Raw genomic sequence first — 21,426 nt, 5'->3', positions numbered from 1 at the left:
GCCGCGCGGGCGGAAACTGCCGTTCCGTGGACAGGCGGTTGCTATCGCCCGATGTGCAGAACCCGCGCATACCCTGGAGCGGTGTCTCCGAACGCCTGGCGCGCCCTGGTCTCCGCTCTCGCCGACGACAGCGCGCGCGAGGTCTACGCGCGGATCGTGCTCGACACATCCGTCGAGCCGGCGCTGGACGCGCTGTCGCCCGGAAAGCGGAGGCGCGTCCTCGACTCCCTGCGTGAGGCGGGCCTCATCTCGCCCGACGGGGCGGGGTGGCGCATCGAGCCCGACGTCTTCCGTGTGGCTCTCGCCGCCGCACCCTCGCCGCCCCGCCCGACAGGTGCGAACCGCTTCTTCGTCGACGGTCGGCTCGTGACGTACCCATCCCGGGCCGCCGATCGCGACGAGGTCCTCGCGCGTCTCGCCGAGCGGATGATGCAGCCCGGCGAGACGCTGAGCGAGGGAGCCCTCAACGACCGGCTCGCGGAGGTCGTCGACGACGTCGCGGCCATGCGTCGCTACCTCGTCGACGCCGGGTTTCTTGATCGCGCCCGCGACGGAACGATCTACTCCCGCCCTCGCTGAATCCCGCGACACCGCCCCCGAGAACGACGGATGCCACGCCCCCGCACTCCGCAGAGCGTCGGGAACGTGGCATCCGGAACGAGAACCTACTTCGTCGAGAAGCTGACCACCTTCGGCGGACGCACCACCGCGCGCACGATCTCGCGCTCGCCCAGGGCGCGGACGATGCGCTCGTCGCCGCGGGCGAGGGCCTCGAGCTCCTCGGCGCCGATCTTGGCCGAGACCTCGAGCGTGCCGCGCACCTTGCCGTCGATCTGCACGACGGCGGTGACGGTGTCTTCGACGAGCAGCGTCGGGTCGGCCTGACGCCAGGTCGCGAGCCCCACGAAGCCGTCGTAGCCGAGCGTCGCCCACATCTCTTCCGCGGTGTGGGGGGCGAAGAGGTCGAGGGTCATGGCGATGACCTCGGCCGCCTCGCGGACGGCGGGGTCGCTCGCGCCGGCCTTCCCGTCGATGGCCTTGCGGGTGGCGTTGACCAGCTCCATCAGGCGGGCGACGACGACGTTGAACTTCGTCTGTTCGACGAGGTTCGCGGCATCCGCCAGCAGGCGGTGCGTGACACGGCGGAGCGAGGCATCGCCCTCGGCCCAGACCACGTCGGTCTCGCTGTCGACGTCGTGCGCGATGCGCAGGGCGCGGGCGAGGAACTTCGCCGCACCCGTGGTCGAGACGTCGTTCCAGTCCTTGTCGTCTTCCACGGGGCCCGCGAAGGCGAGCGCGACGCGCAGCGCGTCGCCACCGTGGGCGTCGAGCTCCTCCTGGAACAGCACGAGGTTGCCCTTGCTCTTCGACATCTTCGTGCCGTCGAGGATGACCATGCCCTGGTTGATGAGGCTCGAGAACGGCTCGGTGAACTCCACCAGACCCATGTCGAACAGCGCCTTGGTGATGAAGCGCGCGTACAGCAGGTGCAGGATCGCGTGCTCGACGCCGCCGATGTAAAAGTCGACGGGGCCCCACTTGTTGGCCTCGCGACCCGAGAACGCCTCGGTCTCGCTGTTCGGCGACAGGAAGCGCAGGTAGTACCAGGAGCTGTCGACGAAGGTGTCCATCGTGTCGGGGTCGCGCAGCAGCGTCTGGCCCGTCTCGGGGTCGGTGACCTCGACCCAGTCGGTGGCCGCGCCGAGCGGCGAGGTGCCCTTCGGCTTCAGGTCGAGACCCTCGACCGAGGGCAGCGTCACCGGCAGCTGGTCGGCGGGAACGGGCGTGATCGAGCCGTCCTCACCGTGCAGCATCGGGATGGGCGTGCCCCAGTAACGCTGGCGCGAGATCAGCCAGTCGCGCAGGCGGTAGGTCTTGGCGGCGCGGCCGACGCCCTTGGCCTCGAGCTCCTCGATCATGCGCGCGATCGCGTGACGCTTGGAGAGACCGTTGAGCGAGCCCGAGTTCATCATGCGACCGTCTCCGGTGAGCGCGATGCCGGTCTTGACCGGGTCCAGGTCGTCGATGTCGCCGAGCGGGTCGATCGGCACGCCCTCGTCGTCGAGCTCGATCACCGGGATCGCGCCGGTGATCGGCGCGGTCGTGTCGACGACGACCTTCACGGGCAGGTCGAAGGCGCGCGCGAAGTCGAGGTCGCGCTGGTCGTGCGCGGGCACGGCCATGACCGCGCCGTGACCGTAGTCGGCGAGGACGTAGTCGGCGGCCCAGATCGGCAGCTTCTCGTCGTTGACCGGGTTGATCGCGTAGTGGCCGAGGAACACGCCGGTCTTCGGGCGGTCGGTGGCCTGACGCTCGATGTCGGTCGCGCGCTGCACCTGTGCCAGGTACGCCTCGAACGTCTCTCGCACGCCCTGATCAGCGGATGCCGCGAGCTCGGCCGCCAGGTCGGACTCGGGCGCGACGACGAAGAACGTCGCGCCGTGCAGGGTGTCGGGACGCGTCGAGAACACCGTGATCTTGTCGTCGCGCCCCTCGATCTCGAACTCGATGTCGGCGCCGACCGAACGGCCGATCCAGTTGCGCTGCATCTGGATGACCTTGCTCGGCCAGAAGCCCTCGAGCTGGTTCAGGTCGTCGAGCAGGCGGTCGGCGTAGTCGGTGATGCGCAGGAACCACTGCGTCAGCTTCTTCTTGACCACCACGGCGCCGCTGCGCTCGCTCGTGCCGTCGGGAAGGACCTGCTCGTTGGCGAGCACGGTCTGATCCACCGGGTCCCAGTTGACCAGCGCGTCCTTGCGGTACGCCAGGCCCTTGTCGTAGAGCTTCTGGAACAGCCACTGGTTCCAGCGGTAGTACTCGGGGTCGCTCGTGTGCAGCACGCGGCTCCAGTCGAACGAGACGCCGTAGTCCTTCAGGCTCGCCTTCTGCTGGGCGATGTTGGCGTAGGTCCATTCGACGGGGTCGGCGCCTCGCTTGATCGCCGCGTTCTCGGCCGGCAGGCCGAACGAGTCCCACCCGATGGGGTTGAGCACGTTGTAGCCGCGGTGACGCCAGAAGCGCGCCACGATGTCGGAGTAGAGGTAGTTCTCGGCGTGACCCATGTGAAGGTCGCCCGAGGGGTACGGGAACATCGCGAGCACGTACTTGCGGGGGCGCGTGTCGTCGTCGCCCCCGGCGCGGAACGGGTCTTTCTCGGCCCAAGCCTGCTGCCACTTCGCCTGGATGGCGTGGGTGTCGAAGCCCCCCTCGCGGGGGTCTGGTGCGGAGTTCTGAGACACGGGTGAAGCCAATCGTGAAGGTCGGGAGGCCGCGGGGACCAACTCCCAGGCTATCGGACCCGCCGTCACCACCCGGGCGGCACCCGGGCACCGAGAGCGGCGAGGGGCGCTCGCGCCTTGATCCCCACCTCGGCGACCTCGGATGCCGCGACCGAGCGCCACGTGATGCCTCCCCCGGCGCCGACCCACGCGGCATCCCGCTCCACGACGACGCTGCGGATGACCATCGCGAGGTCCGCCGCCCCGTCGTCGCCGATCCACCCGAAGGCGCCCGAGTAGACGCCGCGCTCGGCCCCTTCGAGGCGGCGCAGGATCTGCATCGCGGAACGCTTGGGTGCACCGGTCATGCTGCCGGCGGGGAACGCCGCGGCCAGCACCTCTTCGATCGTCGTGCCGGGCAGGAGCCGGCCCGACACCTCGCTCACCAATTGGTGCACGGTCGGGTACGTCTCGACCTCGAGCAATCGGTCGACACCGACCGTCGACGGTTCGCAGACGCGCGAGAGATCGTTGCGCATCAGGTCGACGATCATGACGTTCTCGGCCTGCTCCTTGGCATCGGCCTGCAGCTCGTCGGCGAGGGCGCGATCGCGAGCGGGATCCGTGGATCGGGGACGCGTGCCCTTGATGGGGTGGGTGTGCACGCGGCCACCGCGCACCTCGAGGAAGCGCTCGGGAGAAGCGCTCACCAGCGTCATGTCGCCGATGCGGATGAAACCCGCATGGTGCGAGGCAGAGACCTGCCGCAGCCGCCGGAACACGTCGACTGCGTCGACTTCGCCGGGAACCGTGAAACGCGTGGTGAGACACAACTGGTAGGCATCGCCCTCGCGGATCCGATCGCGGCACGCTTCGATGAGCTCGACGTACCGCTCGGGACTCACACGGGCGGATGCCGTGCCCCGGTCCGCCGCGGCATCCACCGCCGCAGCCGCCGGCGTGGCGGCGACCCGGGCGGCGAGGTCGGCATCGCCGAAGACGTGCACGCGTCGCCGGGCGTGGTCGAAAGCAAGGAAGGTGTCGACGCGCAGCCAGGCGTCCCGGCCCTCGTACGAGCGCCAGCCGACCCAGCCGCCGCGGAACGCACCGGCGTCGTCGACCGCGTCGCCGGGCCCCGCGGCACGGCGGTGCAGACCCACGGGAGCTTCGTCGAGACGTCCCGTGCCCATCCAACTCCAGCCCGTCGAGGCCGCTGCGCCCGCGTCGAGCCAGAACGCGTCGCCCGCGGCGGCGAAGACGTGCAGGAACACCGCCTCGGGGTCGATCCACCGCGTCAGGGTGAGCGGCGGAACGGATGGAGGCACGCTCCCAGGCTAGAGCGAGGCGGCGGGCCTAGGCTGACGGAGGTGAACGAGATTCTCACGTCGCTGCTCGACCTGGTCCGCGACGTCGATCCGGTGCTGCGCACGGTGGTTGCGGGCGTGGCCATGGTCCTCGAGACCAGCGTGCTCGTGGGGCTCATCGTTCCGGGTGACACCATGGTGATCGTCGCGGGAACCGCGGTCGCCTCCCCGATCGAAGGGGTCGTGCTGGCCGCGGCGATCGTGGTCGGGGCCCTGATCGGCGAGAGCCTCGGATTCTGGCTCGGCCGGTACTTCGGGCCACGCATCCGTGCCTCGCGTGTCGGGCAAAAGCTCGGCGAACGCAACTGGGAGCGCGCGGACCGGTACCTGCGCCGTCGCGGCGGACCCGCCATCTTCCTGTCGCGGTTCCTTCCCGTGCTGCACTCGCTGGTGCCGCTGACGGTGGGCATGAGCGGCTACAGCTACCGTCGTTTCCTCGCCTGGACGACGCCCGCGTGCATCGTGTGGGCCGGTCTGTACGTCACGGTCGCGGCATCGGCCGCGGGCACCTACCGCGAGCTCTCCGACCGCATCCATTACGCGGGCTACGTCTTCGTCGGCATCCTCGTCGTCTTCCTCGTGCTGGTCTTCATCGGCAAGAAGGTCATCGAGCGCGTGGAGCGCCGACACCTCGCCGACGAGGCCACCCCCCTCGAACCGGTGGACGGTGACGTGAAAGACTGAGGGCGATGCCTCGTTCCCCTCGCGCCAAAGTGCTCTGGTTCGCCCGACTCGAGCGCCGTTTCCACCGCTGGCGCGAACGTCGAGCGCGCGCGCGCGGCCTGCGCCCCGCCGTCACCGGTTTTCCGGGGTACGGCACCGAGGAGTGGGTCCGCGTCCTCGGCCGGGTGCTCATCGCCCCGCCGATCAAGCGCACCTCGACGGGGGAATTCGCCAGCCTGCGCGGGTGGCGGAGCTTCGCGGCCGTACCCGTCGGCTTCGGCCAGGTCGACATCGTCATCGACGGCGTCACGCACCGCGTCGTCGCGGACCGCGGCGGGGTGATCGATGCGAAGCTGCCCGCGACCCTCTCCCCCGGCTGGCAGAGCATCACGATGTCGGTGGAGGGAAGCGAGCCCGCCGAGACGCGCGTGTTCATCGTGGGGTCGGACGTGCGGTTCGGCGTGGTCAGCGACATCGACGACACCGTCATGGTCACGCTGCTGCCGCGACCGCTGCTCGCCGCGTGGAACTCCTTCGTCGTCGATGAGCACGCACGCCAGCCCGTGCCCGGCATGGCCGTCATGCTCGAACGGCTCACCCGCGAGCACCCGGGCACTCCGGTGATCTACCTCTCGACCGGCGCCTGGAACGTCGCACCGACGCTGACGCGTTTCATGCGACGCCACCTCTTCCCCTCGGGGTCCTTCCTCCTCACCGACTGGGGCCCCACCCACGATCGGTGGTTCCGCAGCGGCCGAGAGCACAAGGAGCAGAACCTCCGCCGACTCGCCGCGGAGTTCCCGCGGGTGAAGTGGCTGCTGGTGGGCGACGACGGCCAGCACGACGACGCCATCTACACCGGGTTCGCCATCGAGCACCCGCAGAACGTCGCCGCGGTCGCGATCCGCAAACTCCTCCCCGCCGAAGCCGTTCTCGCCGGTGGCCGCACGGTGGTCGACGACCATTCGGCTGCCGAGGTGCCGTGGGTGACCGAGTCCGACGGTGCGGGTCTTCTCGACCGCCTCCGCAGCACGGGCGTCATCTCGAACGACGCCTGATTCCGGATGCCGCGGCGCCCGGCGCCGGGCGTACCCCGCTGGCGTGCGCGCCGTCGACGGCATCCGGTGTCGACGTATCCGTTCTCGTGCGGCGGACGTGGTGCACCGTCGAGGTCGTACGCGGCCGCTCCCGGCGTGATTCGATGTCGGAGGGGACGCGTACGGTGGGAACATGTGCGGTCGATTCGTCGTAGCCAACGTGGCCTCAGAGCTCGTGGGGGTGCTGCGCGTCGACGTCCAGGCCGACGAGTTGCCGCAGCCCTCGTACAACATCGCGCCCACCTCCCAGATCGGCATCGTGCTCGACTCGATCAAGAGCGAGCCCCCGGTGCGTCGCCTCGAGGTCGCGCGGTGGGGCCTCGTTCCCGGCTGGGCGAAAGACGTCAAGGTCGGCGCGCGGGCATTCAACGCCCGTAGCGAAGACGTCGAGGACAAGCCGATGTTCCGCGATGCGCTCATCAAACGGCGCGCCGTGATCCCGGCATCCGGGTACTACGAATGGAAGACCACCGAAGAGGGCAAGACCCCCCACTACATCCACCCCGCCGACGGGTCGCCGCTGTTCTTCGCGGGCCTCTACGAGTGGTGGAAGAATCCCGCCCTCGCCGCCGACGACCCGGCGCGATGGGTACTGAGCTGCACGATCCTCACGCGCGACGCGATCGGGCGACTGGGGTCCATCCACGACCGCATGCCGCTGTTCATGGATCCCGACTTCGCCGATGCCTGGCTCGACCCGACGACCGAGAACGTCGGAGACGTCCTCGATGCCGCTATCGACGCAGCACCCGACATGGTCGAGACTCTCGACGATCACGTGGTGTCGTCCGCGGTCGGAAACGTGCGCAATGACTCCCCCGAACTCATCGAGCCGGTCGCGTGACCCTGCTCGCGACCCGGGAGGTCCTGACGCGCGAACGGTGGACGGCGGACGCCGAGGCACACGCGCTCCGCGCCGACGCGCTCACCGCCGATCACCGCGCTCGTGCGAGCCGGGCACAGAAGCATCCGGTCGAGGACTTCCTCTTCACGTACTACTCCTACAAACCCGCGATCCTGCGGCGGTGGCACCCGGGTCCGGGCGTCCTGCTCGAACAGGCCGACGAACGGGCCGGCTGGCGCTGGTACCGGGCGGAGGGCGACGGCGTCGAGGTGGACGCAGCGCGCTTCCGCGCCGAGAGAGGGTCGATGTACCGCGGTGTCGTCAACCTGCTGCGGGCGACCCGCGACCGGCCGGCGCAGTTCGGGTGCTTCGGGCTGCACGAGTGGGCGATGGCGTATCGCGCTGACGAGGTGCGGCACGCGGTACCGCTGCGTCTCGGACGTGACGGCACCGACGCGGTGGTCGAGGCTCACGACCTCAAGTGCACGCACTTCGACGCCTTCCGTTTCTTCACTCCCGAGGCCGTACCGCTCAACCGCACGCCGCTCCGTCGGGACGACCAGGTCGCGCGCGAGCAGCCGGGGTGTCTGCACGCGGGCATGGACGTCTACAAGTGGGCGGTCAAGCTCGGGCCGCTGGTCCCCGGTGCCCTGTTGCTCGATGCCTTCGAGCTCGCGCGCGATATCCGCACGCTCGACATGCAGGCCTCCCCCTACGACCTCACCGGCTGGGGCTATGTTCCGGTGGCCATCGAGACGCCCGAGGGCAAGGCGGAGTACGTCGCCCGGCAGCGTGGGTTGAGCGAGCGCGGTCAGGCACTCCGACGCGCCGTTATCACGGCCGTGACGAGCCCCGACGACACGCCCGGCTGCGCCGATTTCTTGCCGTCGCAATCTGTGTTGTAAGCTCATGGAGTTGCCTCGAACGGGGCGGAAAACAAAAAACGGGCCTGTGGCGCAGCTGGTAGCGCACCTGCATGGCATGCAGGGGGTCAGGGGTTCGAGTCCCCTCAGGTCCACCTCGAAAGAAGGCCTCCGCTTCGGCGGAGGCCTTCTTCGTTTCCGTCGGGCTCACCCGCCTCGCGTTCACCGCGCGGCACCCCTCTCGGGTATCACGGGTGAGCATCCGGGTTCCGTCGTTCGCCCGGGTCCGCTCGCGTGTAGCGCTGCCAGCGCCCGATGGCGCTCGCATCTCGTACCCGGCCTCCGCGAACCTCGCCGATACCTCGCCGATCGGCCTTTGCCGCGCCCGGGCGTCGATATGGCGAGCGGCACGACGGAACCGCCTCAGTTCACGCAGGGCACCGACCCCGCGCGCATCGGCTGCTGCGAGTCGGTGTACACAGACGACGTGGGGCTGGGCGATGCCGCCGGCGCGGACGCCGAGGGAGCGTCGCTCGGTGGGGTTTCGGCATCCGCCCCGGCGTCCGGGGTCGCAGCCGGGGCGGGGTGCAGCAAGGTGCTGACCTGAGCCGCGATGGCTTTCTGGTCGACGATGTTCACGCTCTCGCCGTCGATCGTGCCGAAACGCTCGACCGGCAGAGTCTGGAACGTGACGTCTCCCCCGGCGAGGCGCTGGGCGGTCGAGGCGAGGCTGAGCAGATCGAAGCCCTTGTCGACGGCGACGAATTGCTTCGCGGTGTCGAGAAGATTCTGTAGCCGTCCGAAGTCGGTGAACGTCTGTGCATCGCGGAGTTTGAGTGCGAGCGACACCATGAACGCCTGCTGGCGGCGCGTGCGGTCGAGGTCGGTGAGGAAGACGTTGCGGTATTCGGTGTCGCGACGCTGACGTACAAAGGCCATCGCCTGCGAAGCGTCGATCTGCTGCGCCCCCGCCGCGAAGTTCGCACCTGAGTACGTATCGGCGGTCGCGTGGTTGAGGCACACCGAGATCGGCTGCACGGCCTGGGCGACCCGGTAGAACGCTGCCATCGTCACTTCGACGAAATGGTCGATCGGCACACCGCCCAAGAACTGCGACACCGTCTGCATCTCCTCGGTACGGGCGGAGTCGCGGGCCTGCTGGTAAGCCTCGTCGTCCGACACACCCGCCGCGCGGAGCTCGTCGTTCTTGGCGGCGAAAGCCCGCCCGTAGGCCTCCTTGATCTTGCCCTTCTTCGTTCCCCCGGGAGCTCCCGCGTAATCGACGTAGTCGTCGCGCGGGATGGAGACGGCGACCGCTTGTCCGCCACCGGCGGGGATGTGCACGTACATCAGCACGTTCGTGTTGTACCCGCCGACCGAGGCGTCCTCCGCGTGGATCGCGTCGTAGATCTCCTGCGGGTACGGCTTCCCGTCCTCGTCCACACGGCTGTCGAGCCCCATGATGAGGATGTTCTGCTCTCCCTCGTCCTGGGCGATGCCCGGTGCGGCGGTCGGCAGGACCGCATCGGAATGATGGATGCCATCGGCCGCCCCGACGAGATTGACGGCGACGAAGGCCACGGTGCCGACGACGGCCGTGGTGACGATGGCGGCGACGATGAGCAGGAGCCGGCGACGGTTGCGGCGGACGCGGTGCGAGGTCGGTGACACCGACCCAGCATGCGCTCTGGCGTCTATGAATCCGGCGTACGAACGAGAACGCCCCCTGCCATCGGGCAGAGGGCGTCGACGCGATCGGTGTCAGTCGGCGGCGTGGGCCGGCGTGGGAAGCTCGATCGGAAGGACCGGGCAGTCCTTCCAGAGGCGCTCCAGGCCGTAGTAGACGCGCTCTTCCTCGTGGAAGACGTGGACGACGAGGTCTCCGAAGTCGAGCAGGACCCAGCGGGATTCCTGTCGGCCCTCGCGACGAACGCGCTTGTGCCCGTGCTCGAGGAGCTTCTCTTCGATCTCGTCGGCGATCGCGGCGACGTTGCGCTCGTTGCGACCGGTGACGAGGAGGAAGATGTCGACGAGCGGAAGCGGCTCGGAGACGTCGAGGGCGACGATATCGTCGCCGCCCTTCGCGTCGGCGGCGAGGGCGGCGATCTGCGCCATCTCGCGACCGTTGTCGGTGGCTGTCATCGGAAGACTCCTGTCGTGAAGGCGAGGCCGAGAGTGACGGCCACCGCCAGGAAGAGAGCACCGGTCGTGATGATGAGCCCGATGAGGAGCTTGCTGCCCTTCTCGGGCGCCGGCGGACGAATGATCTCGCCGGGCTGCTTGACCGTGCTGATCGCGGCACTTGCAGCGATCGGGGTGGGTGACGAGGCGGGCGGAAGCTCGCCGTCGAGAAGCACCGCGTCGGCGTCACGGCCGTCGGTGGTGCCGGGTGCGTGTCCGACCGAGCCCAGGCCCTCGGGCAGCTCGAAGGTGCCGGTGATCATGACCTCGCCGGTCGCGGTGACGGGGCCGACCAGCGGAACGCCGGCGGGGGTCTGCGACAGAATGAGCGCGTTGGGGGTCGACACCGCACCGCTGGCGGCGGTGTTGCGCGAAAGGAGCTGGTCGAACGAGTCGGGCAGCGTGACCTCGGGCGTCGCCCCGTCGAGCAGCTCGGAACCGAGGGCGGGATTCACCACCGAGGCGCCGGGACCGGCGTCCGCGGCGGTCGGAGCGTCAGCGGCGTCTGGCGCTGCCGGACGGAAGATGGCGGGCTGGGCGGACTCGTCCTCGACCTGCGGCTCCGGCGCGGCGCTCTGGTGGGACAACGACGACTGGAGGTCGGAGCTGATCACAGGTACCGCGGCGGTCCGGATCTTCTCCTGCGCGCGCACCTGACGACGGGTCAGGCCGGTGACACCGAAGTCGCCATCGCCGAAACCTCCGTCGAAGGAGCCCGGGCGCAGGGCAGGGGCGAAGGGCTCATCGCGCGTGGCGGCGGGCGTCGGCTCTTCCGAGACGGCGGGCTGATGCTCCTGCTCCGTCTCGGTGGAGGACTCCTCGACCGCGGACGAGTCGACCGGGGGCTCCTGCGCCGCAGCAGGCTCGGGAACGCGATCGACGACCACCGACTCGGGGGCTCCGGCCGCGGCGGCCGGGGTTTCGGCATCCGGAGTCTCGCCCTCGCGCTGCGGGACGATGATGGGCGTCGCGCCGGTCTGGCGGAGCTCGCGCAGCTGACGACGGGTCAGCGCGGGAGTCTCGGGGTTCTCGGGAGTGCTCATGCTGTGCTCCGGTAGAGGTGGTGCTTCGCGATGTACTGCACGACGCCGTCGGGCACGAGGTACCACACGGGGTGGCCCCGGCGCACACGGGCGCGGCAGTCTGTGGACGAGATCGACAGGGCGGGGATCTCCAGCTGGCTCACGTTCTCGGCGGGAAGGCCCTCGGTGGTGAGGACGTGGCCGGGCCGGGAGACGGCGACGAAGTGCGCGAGATCCCACAGCTCCTGGTGATTGCGCCAGCTGAGGATCTGGGCGACCGCGTCGGCGCCGGTGATGAAGAACAACTCCGCACCGGGGCGCTGCTCCTGCAGGTCGCGCAGGGTGTCGATCGTGTACGTGGGTCCCGCGCGATCGATGTCGACGCGACTCACGGTGAACTGCGGATTGGATGCCGTGGCGATCACCGTCATGAGGTAGCGGTGCTCGCTCTCGGTGACGTCGTCCTTCTGCCACGGGCGACCCGTCGGAACGAAGACGACCTCGTCGAGGTCGAACGATTGAGCGACCTCGCTGGCAGCGACCAGGTGACCGTGATGGATGGGATCGAACGTCCCACCCATGACCCCGATGCGAGGGGCGCGCGTCACCGACATACGGTGGGCCTCAGTGGCCGTGCGCCTCGGGGGTGGGCGTCCCGTGCTTCTGGGTGTACGCCGCCGCCTTGTGCGCGTGACGGTTCGACACGTTGCGGTACGACAGCGTCACGAGGCTCAGGGCGACGAAAACCAGGAACGCCACGGCGCCATACCAGAAGGTCTGGGCCTGGACGTTGCCGCCGTGGTGGGCGCCTTCTTCTGCGGCGTGGGCCAGAAGTGCGACGAAAGTCATCAGTGCTCCGATCAGAGGTCTGCGCGAGGCGCGCGTCCCATTTTAGGCGGTCAGGCGCGTACCTGGCCGTCGCCGCGCCCGAGCCACTTGGTGCTCGTCAGCTCGGCGAGGCCCATGGGTCCGCGGGCGTGGAGTTTCTGCGTGGAGATGCCGACCTCGGCGCCGAAGCCGAACTCGCCTCCGTCGGTGAAACGCGTCGAGGCGTTCACCAGCACCACCGCAGAGTCGACCTCGGCGAGAAAGCGGTCGGCCGCCGCGGGGTCGGCGGTGATGATCGACTCGGTGTGGTGCGTCGAGTACCGGCGGATGTGTGCCAACGCCTCGTCGAGGTCGTCGACGACACGGACGGCGAGGTCGAGGGTGCCGTACTCGCGCGACCAGTCGTCGTCGGTCGCCGCGACGACGCGCGCATCGTGCGCACGCGTGTCGTCGTCGCCGTGCACGGTCACGCCGGCATCGGCCAGGGACGCCAGCAGCTCCGGTAGCAGCCGAACGGCCGCCGCACGGTGCACGAGCACCGTCTCGACGGCGTTGCAGACGCTCGGGCGCTGCGTCTTCGCGTTGAGCACGATGTCGCGGGCCCAGTCGTCTCGGGCGGTCGCGTCCAGGTAGACGTGCACGACGCCTGCACCGGTCTCGATGACGGGGACGGTGGACTCGGTGACGACGGTCTCGATGAGTCCGGCGCTGCCGCGCGGAACAAGTACGTCGACCAGGCCTCGGGCGTTCATGAGGGCCTTCGCGCCGTCGCGACCGAAATCGTCGACGCTCTGGATGGCCTCGGGGTTCACCCCTTGGCTCGCCAGCGCGTCGCGCATGATGCGCACGAGTGTCGCGTTGCTGTTCTGCGCAGCCGACCCTCCGCGCAGCACGACGGCATTGCCGGAGCGCAGCGCGAGCGAGGCGATGTCGACGGTGACGTTGGGTCGGGCCTCGTAGATGGAGCCGACGACGCCGAAGGGAACGGCGACCTTCTCGAGCGAGAGGCCGTTGGGGAGGGTCCGGCTGTCGAGCACGCGACCGACCGGGTCGGGGAGCTCAGCCACGTCGCGAACCGCGGCGGCAAGGGCCGACACGCGCGTGTCGTCGAGACGGAGGCGGTCCAGGAGCGCCTCGCCGATGAAATCTTCCCGCCCTCTTTCGAGGTCTTCGGCGTTGGCGGCGACGATCTCGGCGGACGACGCCTCGAGAAGGTCGGCCACCGCGTGCAAGAGCGCGCTTTTGCGAGCGGAGTCGAGGAGTCCGATCTCGCGCGCCGCGTCTTTGGCCAGACGCAGGCGCTCGTCCACGGAGGCGGCGATCACGGTCATGCGCTCAGTGTACCGGCGCGCGTCAGGGCGCCCACGGGACCGGTGGACAGGGTCACGGGGTCGGGGTTGGGGGCGAACCAGGTGCCCACCGACTCCCCCGCGAGAGCGGATGCCACAAGGTCGGCGCTCGTGACGAGGACGCCCACGCCCGCGGTCGAGGCGAGCTTGGCCGCGGAGGCCTTGGTGGCCGCTCCCCCGGTGCCCACGCCGTTGACGACGCCCGCGCCGAACTCGAAGTCCGACAGGTCGTCGCCCCAGGCGACGTCGGTGATGGGGCGTGCACCCGGCTCGCTGGGCGGGAGGGTGAAGAGCGTCTCGATGTCGCTGAGCAGAACGAGCACGTCCGCCCCGATCAGCTGCGCCACGAGAGCGGCCAGCCGATCGTTGTCGCCGAAGCGGATCTCGTGGGTGGCCACGGTGTCGTTCTCGTTGACAATGGGCAGGATTCCGAGCCCCAGCAACCGCTCCATGGCTCGGCGCGCGTTCGAGCGGTGCGTGGCGTTCTCGAGATCGCCCGCGGTGAGCAGCACCTGCCCCGCGAGCAGACCGAAGCGGTCGAGCGAGGTCTGATACCGCCACATGAGGACGTTCTGTCCGACCGCCGCGGCGGCCTGCTGGGTGGCGAGGTCGTTCGGGCGACCCTGAAGGTCGAGGAGCGGAAGAGCGGTCGCGATCGCCCCCGACGACACGAGGACGACCTCGGTACCCTCGCCGTGAGCGCGCGAGAGTGCCTCGACGATCGTGTCGATGCGGTGCGCGCCGTCACCGCTGATCGACGACGAACCGACCTTCACCACGACGCGAGCGGCGCCGGGGATGTCGGCGCGCGTCGTCGCGGTCACCGGTCCTCGTCCTCGGGCGAGAGCGGGGACGAATCACCGTCGGGAGAGATGCCCACGGCACGCGCCGCGCGGCGTTCGGCCTCGAGCTCGGCTCGGGCGTCGGCCTTGGCATCCATGCGCTCGTGATACTCGGCGCGACGCTCGGAGGAGGTCCGACGCGAGTTCTGCACGAGACGGGGGTCGGTGCCGCGCGGGGCCGTCATGAGCTCGGCGGCCGAGGTGAGAGTGGGCTCCCAGTCGAAGACGATGCCGTCGCCCGGACCGATCACGACGGTCGCACCGGCGACCGCGCCGGCACGGAACAGGCCGTCCTCGACGCCCAGGCGCGCGAGGCGGTCGGCGAGATAGCCCACAGCCTCCTCGTTCTGGAAATCGGTCTGCTGGACCCACTTGACCGGCTTGTCGCCGAGGATGCGGTACACCGGACCGTAGGTGCCGCCCTCGACCTTGATCGTGAAGTCCTTCTCCGCGCCGCGCGGCCGGATGACGACGCGCTCGGCGGGAGCCTGATCGATCGTGGCGAGACGGTGCTGCTCGACGATCTCGCCGAGAGCGAAGGTGAGTTCGCGGAGCCCGGCGCGACTGACGGTCGAGATCTCGAACACGCGGAAGCCGCGGGCCTCGAGGTCGGGCCGCACGAAGTCGGCGAGCTCGTGCGCCTCGGGGACGTCGACCTTATTCAGCGCGATGATCTGGGGTCGGTCGAGCAGCGGGATCTGCCCGTCGGGAACCGGGTACGCGGCGAGCTCGGCCAGGATGATGTCGAGGTCGCTCAGCGGGTCGCGGCCCGGGTCGAGCGTGGCGCAGTCGAGCACGTGGACGAGGGCCGTGCAGCGCTCGACGTGACGGAGGAACTCCAGACCCAGACCCTTGCCCTCGCTCGCGCCCTCGATGAGGCCGGGGACGTCGGCGATCGTGAAGCGCGCGTCGCCCGCCTGCACGACGCCCAGGTTCGGGTGCAGCGTCGTGAACGGGTAGTCGGCGATCTTGGGGCGCGCGGCCGACACCGCGGCGATCAGGCTCGACTTGCCCGCCGAAGGGAAGCCGACCAATGCCACATCGGCGACGGTCTTGAGCTCGAGGACGACATCGCCCTCGTAACCGGGAGTGCCGAGAAGAGCGAAGCCGGGGGCCTTGCGTTTCGGAGAGGCGAGTGCCGCGTTGCCGAGGCCGCCGAGTCCACCCGGCGCGGCGACGAAGCGCATGCCGGGGGTGAGCATGTCGACGAGGACGTTGCCGTCGAGATCCTTCACGACGGTGCCGAGCGGCACCGGGAGCTCCTGGTCCTCGCCCAGGGCGCCGGAGCGGTGGTCGCCCATGCCGAACCCGCCGTTGCCCGCGGAGCGGTGCGGCGAGTGGTGGTACGAGAGCAGGGTGGTCGTCTGCGGGTCGGCGACGAGCACGACGTCGCCGCCGCTGCCCCCGTTGCCGCCGTCGGGACCGGCCAGCGGCTTGAACTTCTCACGGCGCACCGAGACGCAGCCGTTGCCGCCCTTTCCCGCACGCAGGTGCAGGGTCACGCGGTCGACGAAGGTGACCATGGCGGGTCCTTCCGGGTGTGGCCGGCCAAGCCGACTCGAAAAAAGAAGAGGGGGTGGGCAGCGCCCACCCCCTCGTGCGCCGAAGCGCGGGAATTACTCCGCTGCTGCGGTGACGATGTTGACGACCTTGCGGCCGCCCTTCGCGCCGAACTGGACGGCGCCGGGTGCCAGGGCGAACAGCGTGTCGTCGCCGCCACGGCCGACGTTGGCGCCGGGGTGGAAGTGCGTGCCGCGCTGGCGGACGATGATCTCGCCGGCGAGGACGACCTGGCCGCCGAAGCGCTTCACGCCGAGGCGCTGTGCGTTGGAATCACGACCGTTACGGGTGGAGCTTGCGCCCTTTTTGTGTGCCATCTCTGCGTCTCCTGGCTCTTACTTGATGCCGGTGATCTTGACGCGCGTGAGGTCCTGACGGTGTCCCTGGCGCTTCTTGTAGCCGGTCTTGTTCTTGAACTTCTGGATCACGATCTTCGGACCGCGCTCCTCGCCGAGCACCTCGGCCGTGACCGAGACCTTCGCGAGCTTGTCGGCGTCGGTCGTGACCGCGTCGCCGTCGACGAACAGGACGGCGGGCAGCTGAATGCTCTCGCCGATCTTCGCCTTCTGGCGGTCGAGCACGACGACCGTGCCGACCTGGACCTTCTCCTGGCGGCCGCCGGCGCGCACAACTGCGTAAACCACTTCACACCTGTTTTCGTTCGGGAGCGCGGAGCTCCGGTTGTCTGATGACGTCGGGAGGGTCTGAAGACCCAAGTCTCGGTGCGATCCGGCGGGCAGAACCCGCGGGGTCACGCTCTTATCAGGAGTGGACGCGACGCACCAAGGGTCAAGTTTAGCTCACCCGGCGGCATCCGGCAAAAGCATTCGACCCGCGTGTCGACCGTAGGATCGCGGGATGGCAATCCTGATCGACGACCCGCAGTGGCCCGCGCATGGACGGCTGTGGGCTCATCTGGTCAGCGACAGCGATCTCGAGGAGCTCCACGCCTTCGCCGCGGCAGCCGGAATCCCCTCCCGAGCGTTCGACCTCGATCATTACGACGTGCCCGACGAGCGGCACGCCGACCTCGTTCGCGCGGGGGCCGAGCATGTGGGCGGCAAGGAGCTCGTGCGACGCCTGCGAGCCTCGGGGCTGCGGATCACGGCTCGGGAACGGCGCCCTCAGCCGTGAGGGGCCATCTTCGGCCGCTGCGAGCAGAGCTCGGCGACAGAAGATGACCCCTCGAACGATCGGAAGCGAACTCAGGACTCGGACGACGGCTGCGCGTTCACCGGCGTGCCGGTCAGGGCGGCGGTGGTCACGCGGCGGCGCGAGCGCCCCTGTCCCGGAGCCTTGGGTTCGGGCAGGGCCTCCAAGACCGATTCGAGCAGGGCGTCCTTCTCGGTGCGCGGAGCCTTGGGCTCGCGCTTCTTGCGCGGCCGCTTCTCGCGAACCGGCGCGGGAGCCTCGGCAGCGGCCTCGGTCTTGGCATCGAGAACGGCCTCGACGGATGCCACGACCGCCGCCTCGACGATCGAGGGGTCGTCGATGGTGGGCTTGACGGTCGATGCCGCGATCTGCGCGAGAGCCGACTTGACGCCCTCGGTGATCACGTGGGTGCCGCCGGCCTGGGCCGCCGCTCCCCCGCCGTTTCCGTTGCCGCCGTTCTGCGCCGCATTGCCGCCGCCGGACGCCGCATTGCCGTTGGAGCCGTTGGAGCCGTTGTTGGAGCCTCGACCGCGACGGTTCGAGGAGCCGTTGCCGTTGCCGCCGCCGTTTGAGGAGCCTGCGGGGCGGTGCTTCGCGACGGGGTCGTGGTGCACGATGACTCCGCGACCGGCGCACACCTCGCACGCCTCGCTGAAGGTCTCGAGCAGGCCGAGGCCGAGCTTCTTCCGCGTCATCTGTACGAGGCCGAGAGAAGTGACTTCGGCGACCTGGTGCTTCGTGCGGTCGCGGCTGAGGCATTCGATCAGACGACGCAGCACGAGATCGCGGTTGGACTCGAGCACCATGTCGATGAAGTCGACCACGATGATGCCGCCGATGTCGCGCAGGCGCAGCTGGCGCACGATCTCTTCGGCCGCTTCGAGGTTGTTCTTGGTGACGGTCTCTTCGAGGTTGCCGCCGGAGCCGACGAACTTGCCGGTGTTGACGTCGACGACGGTCATGGCCTCGGTGCGGTCGATCACGAGCGAACCGCCGGAGGGCAGCCAGACCTTGCGGTCGAGGGCCTTCTCGATCTGCTCGGTGACCCGGAACGCGTCGAACGGATCCTGCTCGCCTTCGTACTTCTCGACCCGCTCGAGCAGGTCGGGGGCGACGCCCTGCAGGTACGAGGAGATGGTCTGCAATGCCTCATCGCCCTGGATGAGCATGCGCGTGAAGTCCTCGTTGAAGACATCGCGGACGATCTTGACCAGAAGATCGGGCTCGGAGTGCAGCAGGGCGGGGGCCTGGATGGTCTTGACCTGGCTCGACACGTGCTCCCACTGCGACGTGAGGCGCTGCACGTCGAGGGTCAGCTGCTCCTCGGTGGCGCCCTCGGCCGCGGTGCGCACGATGACGCCGGAAGACTCGGGCAGCACCTCTTTGAGGATCTTCTTCAGGCGCGCACGCTCGGTGTCGGGAAGCTTGCGGGAGATGCCGTTCATCGTGCCGTTGGGCACGTAGACGAGATAGCGGCCGGGCAGCGAGATCTGGCTCGTCAGTCGTGCGCCCTTGTGACCCACCGGGTCCTTCGTGACCTGCACGAGCACGCGGTCGCCCGACTTGAGCGCGAGCTCGATGCGTCGGGGCTGGTTGTTGGTCTCGACGCCGTCCCAATCGACCTCGCCGGAGTAGAGCACGGCATTGCGGCCGCGTCCGATGTCGACGAAGGCGGCCTCCATGCTGGGCAGCACGTTCTGAACGCGACCGAGGTACACGTTGCCGATGAGAGAGGCGTCCTGATTGCGCGCGACGTAGTGCTCCACGAGCACGTTGTCTTCGAGGACGGCGATCTGGATACGACCGGCCTTCGAGCGCACGACCATCACGCGGTCGACGGCCTCGCGACGGGCGAGGAACTCGGCCTCGGTGACGACGGGGCGTCGGCGACCGGCTTCGCGACCGTCGCGACGACGCTGCTTCTTGGCCTCGAGACGCGTCGACCCCTTGATGCGCTGCGGCTCGGTGATGACCTCGACTGCGCGCTGGCGCACGGGAGGTGCGGCCGGGGACTCGAGGGGCTCGTCGCGGTTGTCGTTGGGTCCCCCGCGGCGGCGGTTGCGGCGGCGAGCGTTGGCCGAGACGCGCTCGGAGGGGCCCTCGTCGTCGCGGTCGTCGAAGTCGTCGCGGATGACGACGGGAGGGAGGGCGGGAGCGTAGAAGTGCAGGGCCGTCGAGACGGCCGACACGAAGTTCGCGGGGAGCAGGCCCAGAGACACGGCGGTCGGGCGGCCGGGCTTCTCGGGCACGGCGGGGGCCTCGGGCTGCTCCGAAGCGGCGGCGGGTTCCGCCGTGGCCTTCTCGGCCTGAGCGGAGTCGTCCGAGACGGCACCGGATGCCGAGCTCTCGGCGTCCGCGGGCGGTGCGTCGATCTCCGCGGCGGGGACGGGCTCGGCAGCCTGCTGCTCGGGGGCGGCGACCTGTGCGGTCTCGTCGTCATCGTCGGCCGCGGGGATGTCCTCCACGTCCAGCATCGCGGGCGCCTCGGTGTCGTCGGCGGCCGCGTCCTCGGCATCCTGGACCGCTGCCTCTTCTTCGTCGACCGCGGGCGTCGCGTCGGAGGAAGGAGCCTCGGTTTCGGGAGAGATCGCCGTCTCGTCGGCGGGATTCTGTTCGTCTGTCACATCGGCCATGTCGGGGTACTCCCTGGCGGACGACACCGCGCGTCGTCCGACGAAATCTCATGCGGCGCCGCACCCGGCGGGGCCGCGAACTCACTCGGTCTGCAGCCGGCCTGCGGCTCGTGCTGCGAAGGGCGGTCATCGCCCGAAGTCTTCTGGGTGATGTTCCTGCGGCGCGGCCGCGGTCACATCGGCCTTCATTATCGCACGAAGTGCCGGGAACGCCCACGACCGTCGCGGTTGCCTGCACTTATCCACAGAGACTTCTCGCACGAAGCGGGGCCTCGATATGGTCGAAGCTCAGGCGAAGGGGGCCACCATAACCTTGTCCGACGGCCCACTCACCGCTTCGGAGCAGGCACGCGCACGTGTGCAAGCCCAGACGGCGAAAGCGAGAGAACTGTCGCACGAGGCGGCTCGGGACGACCTCGCGACCGCTTACAGCGACGCCGATCTCGCCGGGGCGCGCGGATTGGGGCTGACGGCACGACGCGTCGGGGGCGGATCGCTGCGGTCGTTGGCCTTGCGTTGGCCGCCAGCCTTGCGGCCGGGTGCAGCCAACTGCCGTCTCACGACGATTCGTACAAGACCGACATCCCCGCCGCGCTGAAAGCGGCCAGTCTCGGGATCTCCGACGCCTACGCCGACGTCAGCCTGGACGGGTTCACCGAGACGCTGACGGTCGGTGAAACCGTCGACCTCCCGGCCGCCGAGAAGACGAAGGCATCGCCGGACTTCGTGCGCGACGTGATCAGAGTCGCATTCGACGGGCGCGTTCTGAACATGAGGTCTCTCGATGTGGCCTTCCGGGACAGCGACAACCAGAAGATCGACGTGAAGTCGGCGCTCACCCGTCTGGGCGCAGCGCCCAGTTACGACGGCACGAGCATCACCATGGATGAGGCGAGGACGATCTCCGAGGGGGCGGGACGATGACCGCAGCAGATCAACTCGTCGAGATCGACGGTGGCGTACGGAAAAAACAGGCCGCACTGGCAAGACGCCTCGCACAGCGTCTTCACAACACACGAGTGAACCTGTTCGAGGCGACCGCATAGCGGCGCGATGAGAGAATCGCCGCATGAGCGAAACCGTCACCCCCCGTCGTCCGGTCGTGGTCGCGATCTGGCTGATCTTCGCCGGGATCGTGGGGTGGTGGGCGGCGTTCTCGCTCACCATGGAACGCTTCCACCAGCTCATGAACCCGGGGGCCGCGGCATCCTGTGACTTCAGTGTGCTGGTCCAGTGCTCGACGAATCTGCAGTCGGCCCAGGGCAGCGTCTTCGGCTTTCCTAACCCGATCATCGGACTCGCTGCGTGGATCGCACCCATCGTGGTCGGTATGGCGCTACTGGCTGGCGCGCGCTTCGCGCGGTGGTTCTGGGCCCTGTTCTGGCTCGGCTTCGTCTTCGCCCTGTGCTTCGTGATCTGGCTCATCGGGCAGAGCCTCTTCGTGCTGGCGACGCTGTGCCCGTGGTGCATGGTGACGTGGTCCGTGGTGATCCCGTCGTTCTTCGTCGTCACGCTGCACGTGCTGCGCGAGGGGGGCATCCCGCGCCCGCGCGTGCAAGAGTTCGCCGACAGGCTCATGGCGTGGGTGCCGCTCATGACGATCGTCGCGTTCGCCGTCGTCGCGGTGCTGGCGCAGGTGCGCCTGGACGTGCTCTCGCAGCTCTGAGCCGACGCAGATCCTCCGAGATTCGCAGAACCTCCGCCAGATAGACCTGGATGCCGCTGAGGTTGCGCGAATCACGGGGCGGGTGCAGCGCTCCAAAGCGCAGAAGACCCTGACAGGCTCCCCCGGCTCGCCCGTGTGCGGATG

General features: G+C 69.2%; 21 protein-coding genes and 1 tRNA gene. 9 read left to right on the top strand and 13 right to left on the bottom strand.

Features of this window, described 5'->3' with window-relative positions; all coding sequences use genetic code 11:
* The first annotated feature begins 81 nt into the window (after window positions 1-81).
* On the top strand, window positions 82-579 hold the full coding sequence (locus tag OVA17_RS14335; protein ID WP_267787183.1) for a DUF2087 domain-containing protein: 498 nt from the start codon (window positions 82-84) through the stop codon (window positions 577-579).
* An 86-nt stretch (window positions 580-665) separates the two neighbouring features.
* Here the strand turns inward: OVA17_RS14335 and leuS are convergent, their stop codons facing one another.
* Window positions 666-3,239 carry a leucine--tRNA ligase gene (leuS, locus tag OVA17_RS14330; RefSeq protein ID WP_267787182.1) on the bottom strand — a complete coding sequence of 858 codons (2,574 nt, stop codon included), beginning with the start codon at window positions 3,237-3,239 and terminating at the stop codon, window positions 666-668.
* 65 nt (window positions 3,240-3,304) lie between these two features.
* Window positions 3,305-4,543, bottom strand: a complete 1,239-nt coding sequence (gene pabB / locus OVA17_RS14325; RefSeq protein WP_267787181.1) for an aminodeoxychorismate synthase component I — start codon at window positions 4,541-4,543, stop codon at window positions 3,305-3,307.
* Between the two features lie 42 nt (window positions 4,544-4,585).
* On the opposite strand from pabB, the gene OVA17_RS14320 reads away from it, so the two are divergent.
* From OVA17_RS14320 to OVA17_RS14300, 5 genes are all read left to right on the top strand, one after another.
* Complete coding sequence (locus OVA17_RS14320; protein ID WP_210074858.1) at window positions 4,586-5,266, top strand: DedA family protein; 681 nt, start codon at window positions 4,586-4,588, stop codon at window positions 5,264-5,266.
* Window positions 5,267-5,271: 5 nt separating this feature from the next.
* On the top strand, window positions 5,272-6,303 hold the full coding sequence (locus tag OVA17_RS14315) for an App1 family protein (RefSeq protein ID WP_210074856.1): 1,032 nt from the start codon (window positions 5,272-5,274) through the stop codon (window positions 6,301-6,303).
* A gap of 172 nt (window positions 6,304-6,475) precedes the next feature.
* Window positions 6,476-7,186 carry an SOS response-associated peptidase gene (locus OVA17_RS14310; protein ID WP_267787180.1) on the top strand — a complete coding sequence of 237 codons (711 nt, stop codon included), beginning with the start codon at window positions 6,476-6,478 and terminating at the stop codon, window positions 7,184-7,186.
* The gene (locus OVA17_RS14305) at window positions 7,183-8,091 is read left to right on the top strand and encodes a 3-methyladenine DNA glycosylase (protein WP_267787179.1); all 909 of its coding nucleotides are present in this window, start codon (window positions 7,183-7,185) and stop codon (window positions 8,089-8,091) included. The genes OVA17_RS14310 and OVA17_RS14305 overlap by 4 nt, the downstream gene beginning before the upstream one ends.
* Before the next feature lie 40 nt (window positions 8,092-8,131).
* A tRNA-Ala gene (locus OVA17_RS14300) sits at window positions 8,132-8,204 on the top strand.
* Between the two features lie 268 nt (window positions 8,205-8,472).
* Here the strand turns inward: OVA17_RS14300 and OVA17_RS14295 are convergent.
* From OVA17_RS14295 to rplU, 10 genes are all read right to left on the bottom strand, one after another.
* Window positions 8,473-9,720 (bottom strand): LCP family protein, encoded by a 1,248-nt coding sequence (locus tag OVA17_RS14295; protein ID WP_267787178.1) that lies wholly within the window; start codon window positions 9,718-9,720, stop codon window positions 8,473-8,475.
* Between the two features lie 90 nt (window positions 9,721-9,810).
* Entirely contained in the window at window positions 9,811-10,191 is a 381-nt protein-coding gene (gene rsfS / locus OVA17_RS14290; RefSeq protein WP_267787177.1) for a ribosome silencing factor, read from the bottom strand.
* Entirely contained in the window at window positions 10,188-11,273 is a 1,086-nt protein-coding gene (locus OVA17_RS14285) for a hypothetical protein (protein ID WP_267787176.1), read from the bottom strand. The genes rsfS and OVA17_RS14285 overlap by 4 nt, the downstream gene beginning before the upstream one ends.
* Window positions 11,270-11,866, bottom strand: a complete 597-nt coding sequence (gene nadD / locus OVA17_RS14280; protein WP_210074848.1) for a nicotinate-nucleotide adenylyltransferase — start codon at window positions 11,864-11,866, stop codon at window positions 11,270-11,272. Before nadD ends, OVA17_RS14285 begins: the two co-directional genes overlap by 4 nt.
* Before the next feature lie 10 nt (window positions 11,867-11,876).
* Entirely contained in the window at window positions 11,877-12,101 is a 225-nt protein-coding gene (locus OVA17_RS14275; RefSeq protein ID WP_210074846.1) for a hypothetical protein, read from the bottom strand.
* 50 nt (window positions 12,102-12,151) lie between these two features.
* Window positions 12,152-13,411 carry a glutamate-5-semialdehyde dehydrogenase gene (locus OVA17_RS14270; RefSeq protein WP_267787175.1) on the bottom strand — a complete coding sequence of 420 codons (1,260 nt, stop codon included), beginning with the start codon at window positions 13,409-13,411 and terminating at the stop codon, window positions 12,152-12,154.
* Window positions 13,408-14,253 carry a glutamate 5-kinase gene (gene proB, locus OVA17_RS14265; RefSeq protein ID WP_267787174.1) on the bottom strand — a complete coding sequence of 282 codons (846 nt, stop codon included), beginning with the start codon at window positions 14,251-14,253 and terminating at the stop codon, window positions 13,408-13,410. Before proB ends, OVA17_RS14270 begins: the two co-directional genes overlap by 4 nt.
* Window positions 14,250-15,794 (bottom strand): GTPase ObgE, encoded by a 1,545-nt coding sequence (obgE, locus tag OVA17_RS14260; protein WP_210074840.1) that lies wholly within the window; start codon window positions 15,792-15,794, stop codon window positions 14,250-14,252. Before obgE ends, proB begins: the two co-directional genes overlap by 4 nt.
* 93 nt (window positions 15,795-15,887) lie before the next feature.
* Complete coding sequence (rpmA, locus tag OVA17_RS14255; RefSeq protein WP_055836932.1) at window positions 15,888-16,148, bottom strand: 50S ribosomal protein L27; 261 nt, start codon at window positions 16,146-16,148, stop codon at window positions 15,888-15,890.
* 18 nt (window positions 16,149-16,166) lie between these two features.
* Complete coding sequence (gene rplU / locus OVA17_RS14250) at window positions 16,167-16,475, bottom strand: 50S ribosomal protein L21 (protein ID WP_055836929.1); 309 nt, start codon at window positions 16,473-16,475, stop codon at window positions 16,167-16,169.
* A 214-nt stretch (window positions 16,476-16,689) separates the two neighbouring features.
* On the opposite strand from rplU, the gene OVA17_RS14245 reads away from it, so the two are divergent.
* Window positions 16,690-16,965, top strand: coding sequence for a DUF4031 domain-containing protein (locus tag OVA17_RS14245; protein ID WP_267787173.1), 276 nt, complete (start codon window positions 16,690-16,692; stop codon window positions 16,963-16,965).
* Window positions 16,966-17,036: 71 nt separating this feature from the next.
* Here OVA17_RS14245 and OVA17_RS14240 read toward each other — a convergent pair whose 3' ends face one another.
* Window positions 17,037-19,616, bottom strand: a complete 2,580-nt coding sequence (locus tag OVA17_RS14240) for an Rne/Rng family ribonuclease (RefSeq protein ID WP_420712421.1) — start codon at window positions 19,614-19,616, stop codon at window positions 17,037-17,039.
* Window positions 19,617-20,132: 516 nt separating this feature from the next.
* Here OVA17_RS14240 and OVA17_RS14235 point away from each other — a divergent pair.
* A complete protein-coding gene (locus OVA17_RS14235) occupies window positions 20,133-20,540 on the top strand; it encodes a hypothetical protein (protein ID WP_267787172.1) in 408 nt (135 codons plus the stop codon).
* A 145-nt stretch (window positions 20,541-20,685) separates the two neighbouring features.
* Complete coding sequence (locus OVA17_RS14230; RefSeq protein WP_267787171.1) at window positions 20,686-21,282, top strand: vitamin K epoxide reductase family protein; 597 nt, start codon at window positions 20,686-20,688, stop codon at window positions 21,280-21,282.
* Window positions 21,283-21,426 lie beyond the last annotated feature (144 nt).

The organism is Microbacterium sp. SL75 (assembly GCF_026625865.1).
Lineage (GTDB): Bacteria > Actinomycetota > Actinomycetes > Actinomycetales > Microbacteriaceae > Microbacterium.
The sequence above is the reverse complement of the archived record's forward strand: the minus strand, read 5'-3'. Positions and strand labels throughout refer to the sequence as shown.

Bases quoted from the DNA above. Each gene is read 5' to 3' on its own strand.
- OVA17_RS14315 (WP_210074856.1), top strand. From the start codon at position 5,272: ATGCCTCGTTCCCCTCGCGCCAAAGTGCTCTGGTTCGCCCGACTCGAG.
- OVA17_RS14310 (WP_267787180.1), top strand. From the start codon at position 6,476: ATGTGCGGTCGATTCGTCGTAGCCAACGTGGCCTCAGAGCTCGTGGGG.
- rsfS (WP_267787177.1), bottom strand. From the start codon at position 10,191: ATGACAGCCACCGACAACGGTCGCGAGATGGCGCAGATCGCCGCCCTC.
- OVA17_RS14285 (WP_267787176.1), bottom strand. From the start codon at position 11,273: ATGAGCACTCCCGAGAACCCCGAGACTCCCGCGCTGACCCGTCGTCAG.
- nadD (WP_210074848.1), bottom strand. From the start codon at position 11,866: ATGTCGGTGACGCGCGCCCCTCGCATCGGGGTCATGGGTGGGACGTTC.
- OVA17_RS14275 (WP_210074846.1), bottom strand. From the start codon at position 12,101: ATGACTTTCGTCGCACTTCTGGCCCACGCCGCAGAAGAAGGCGCCCAC.
- OVA17_RS14270 (WP_267787175.1), bottom strand. From the start codon at position 13,411: ATGACCGTGATCGCCGCCTCCGTGGACGAGCGCCTGCGTCTGGCCAAA.
- obgE (WP_210074840.1), bottom strand. From the start codon at position 15,794: ATGGTCACCTTCGTCGACCGCGTGACCCTGCACCTGCGTGCGGGAAAG.
- rpmA (WP_055836932.1), bottom strand. From the start codon at position 16,148: ATGGCACACAAAAAGGGCGCAAGCTCCACCCGTAACGGTCGTGATTCC.
- OVA17_RS14245 (WP_267787173.1), top strand. From the start codon at position 16,690: ATGGCAATCCTGATCGACGACCCGCAGTGGCCCGCGCATGGACGGCTG.
- OVA17_RS14240 (WP_420712421.1), bottom strand. From the start codon at position 19,616: ATGGCCGATGTGACAGACGAACAGAATCCCGCCGACGAGACGGCGATC.
- OVA17_RS14230 (WP_267787171.1), top strand. From the start codon at position 20,686: ATGAGCGAAACCGTCACCCCCCGTCGTCCGGTCGTGGTCGCGATCTGG.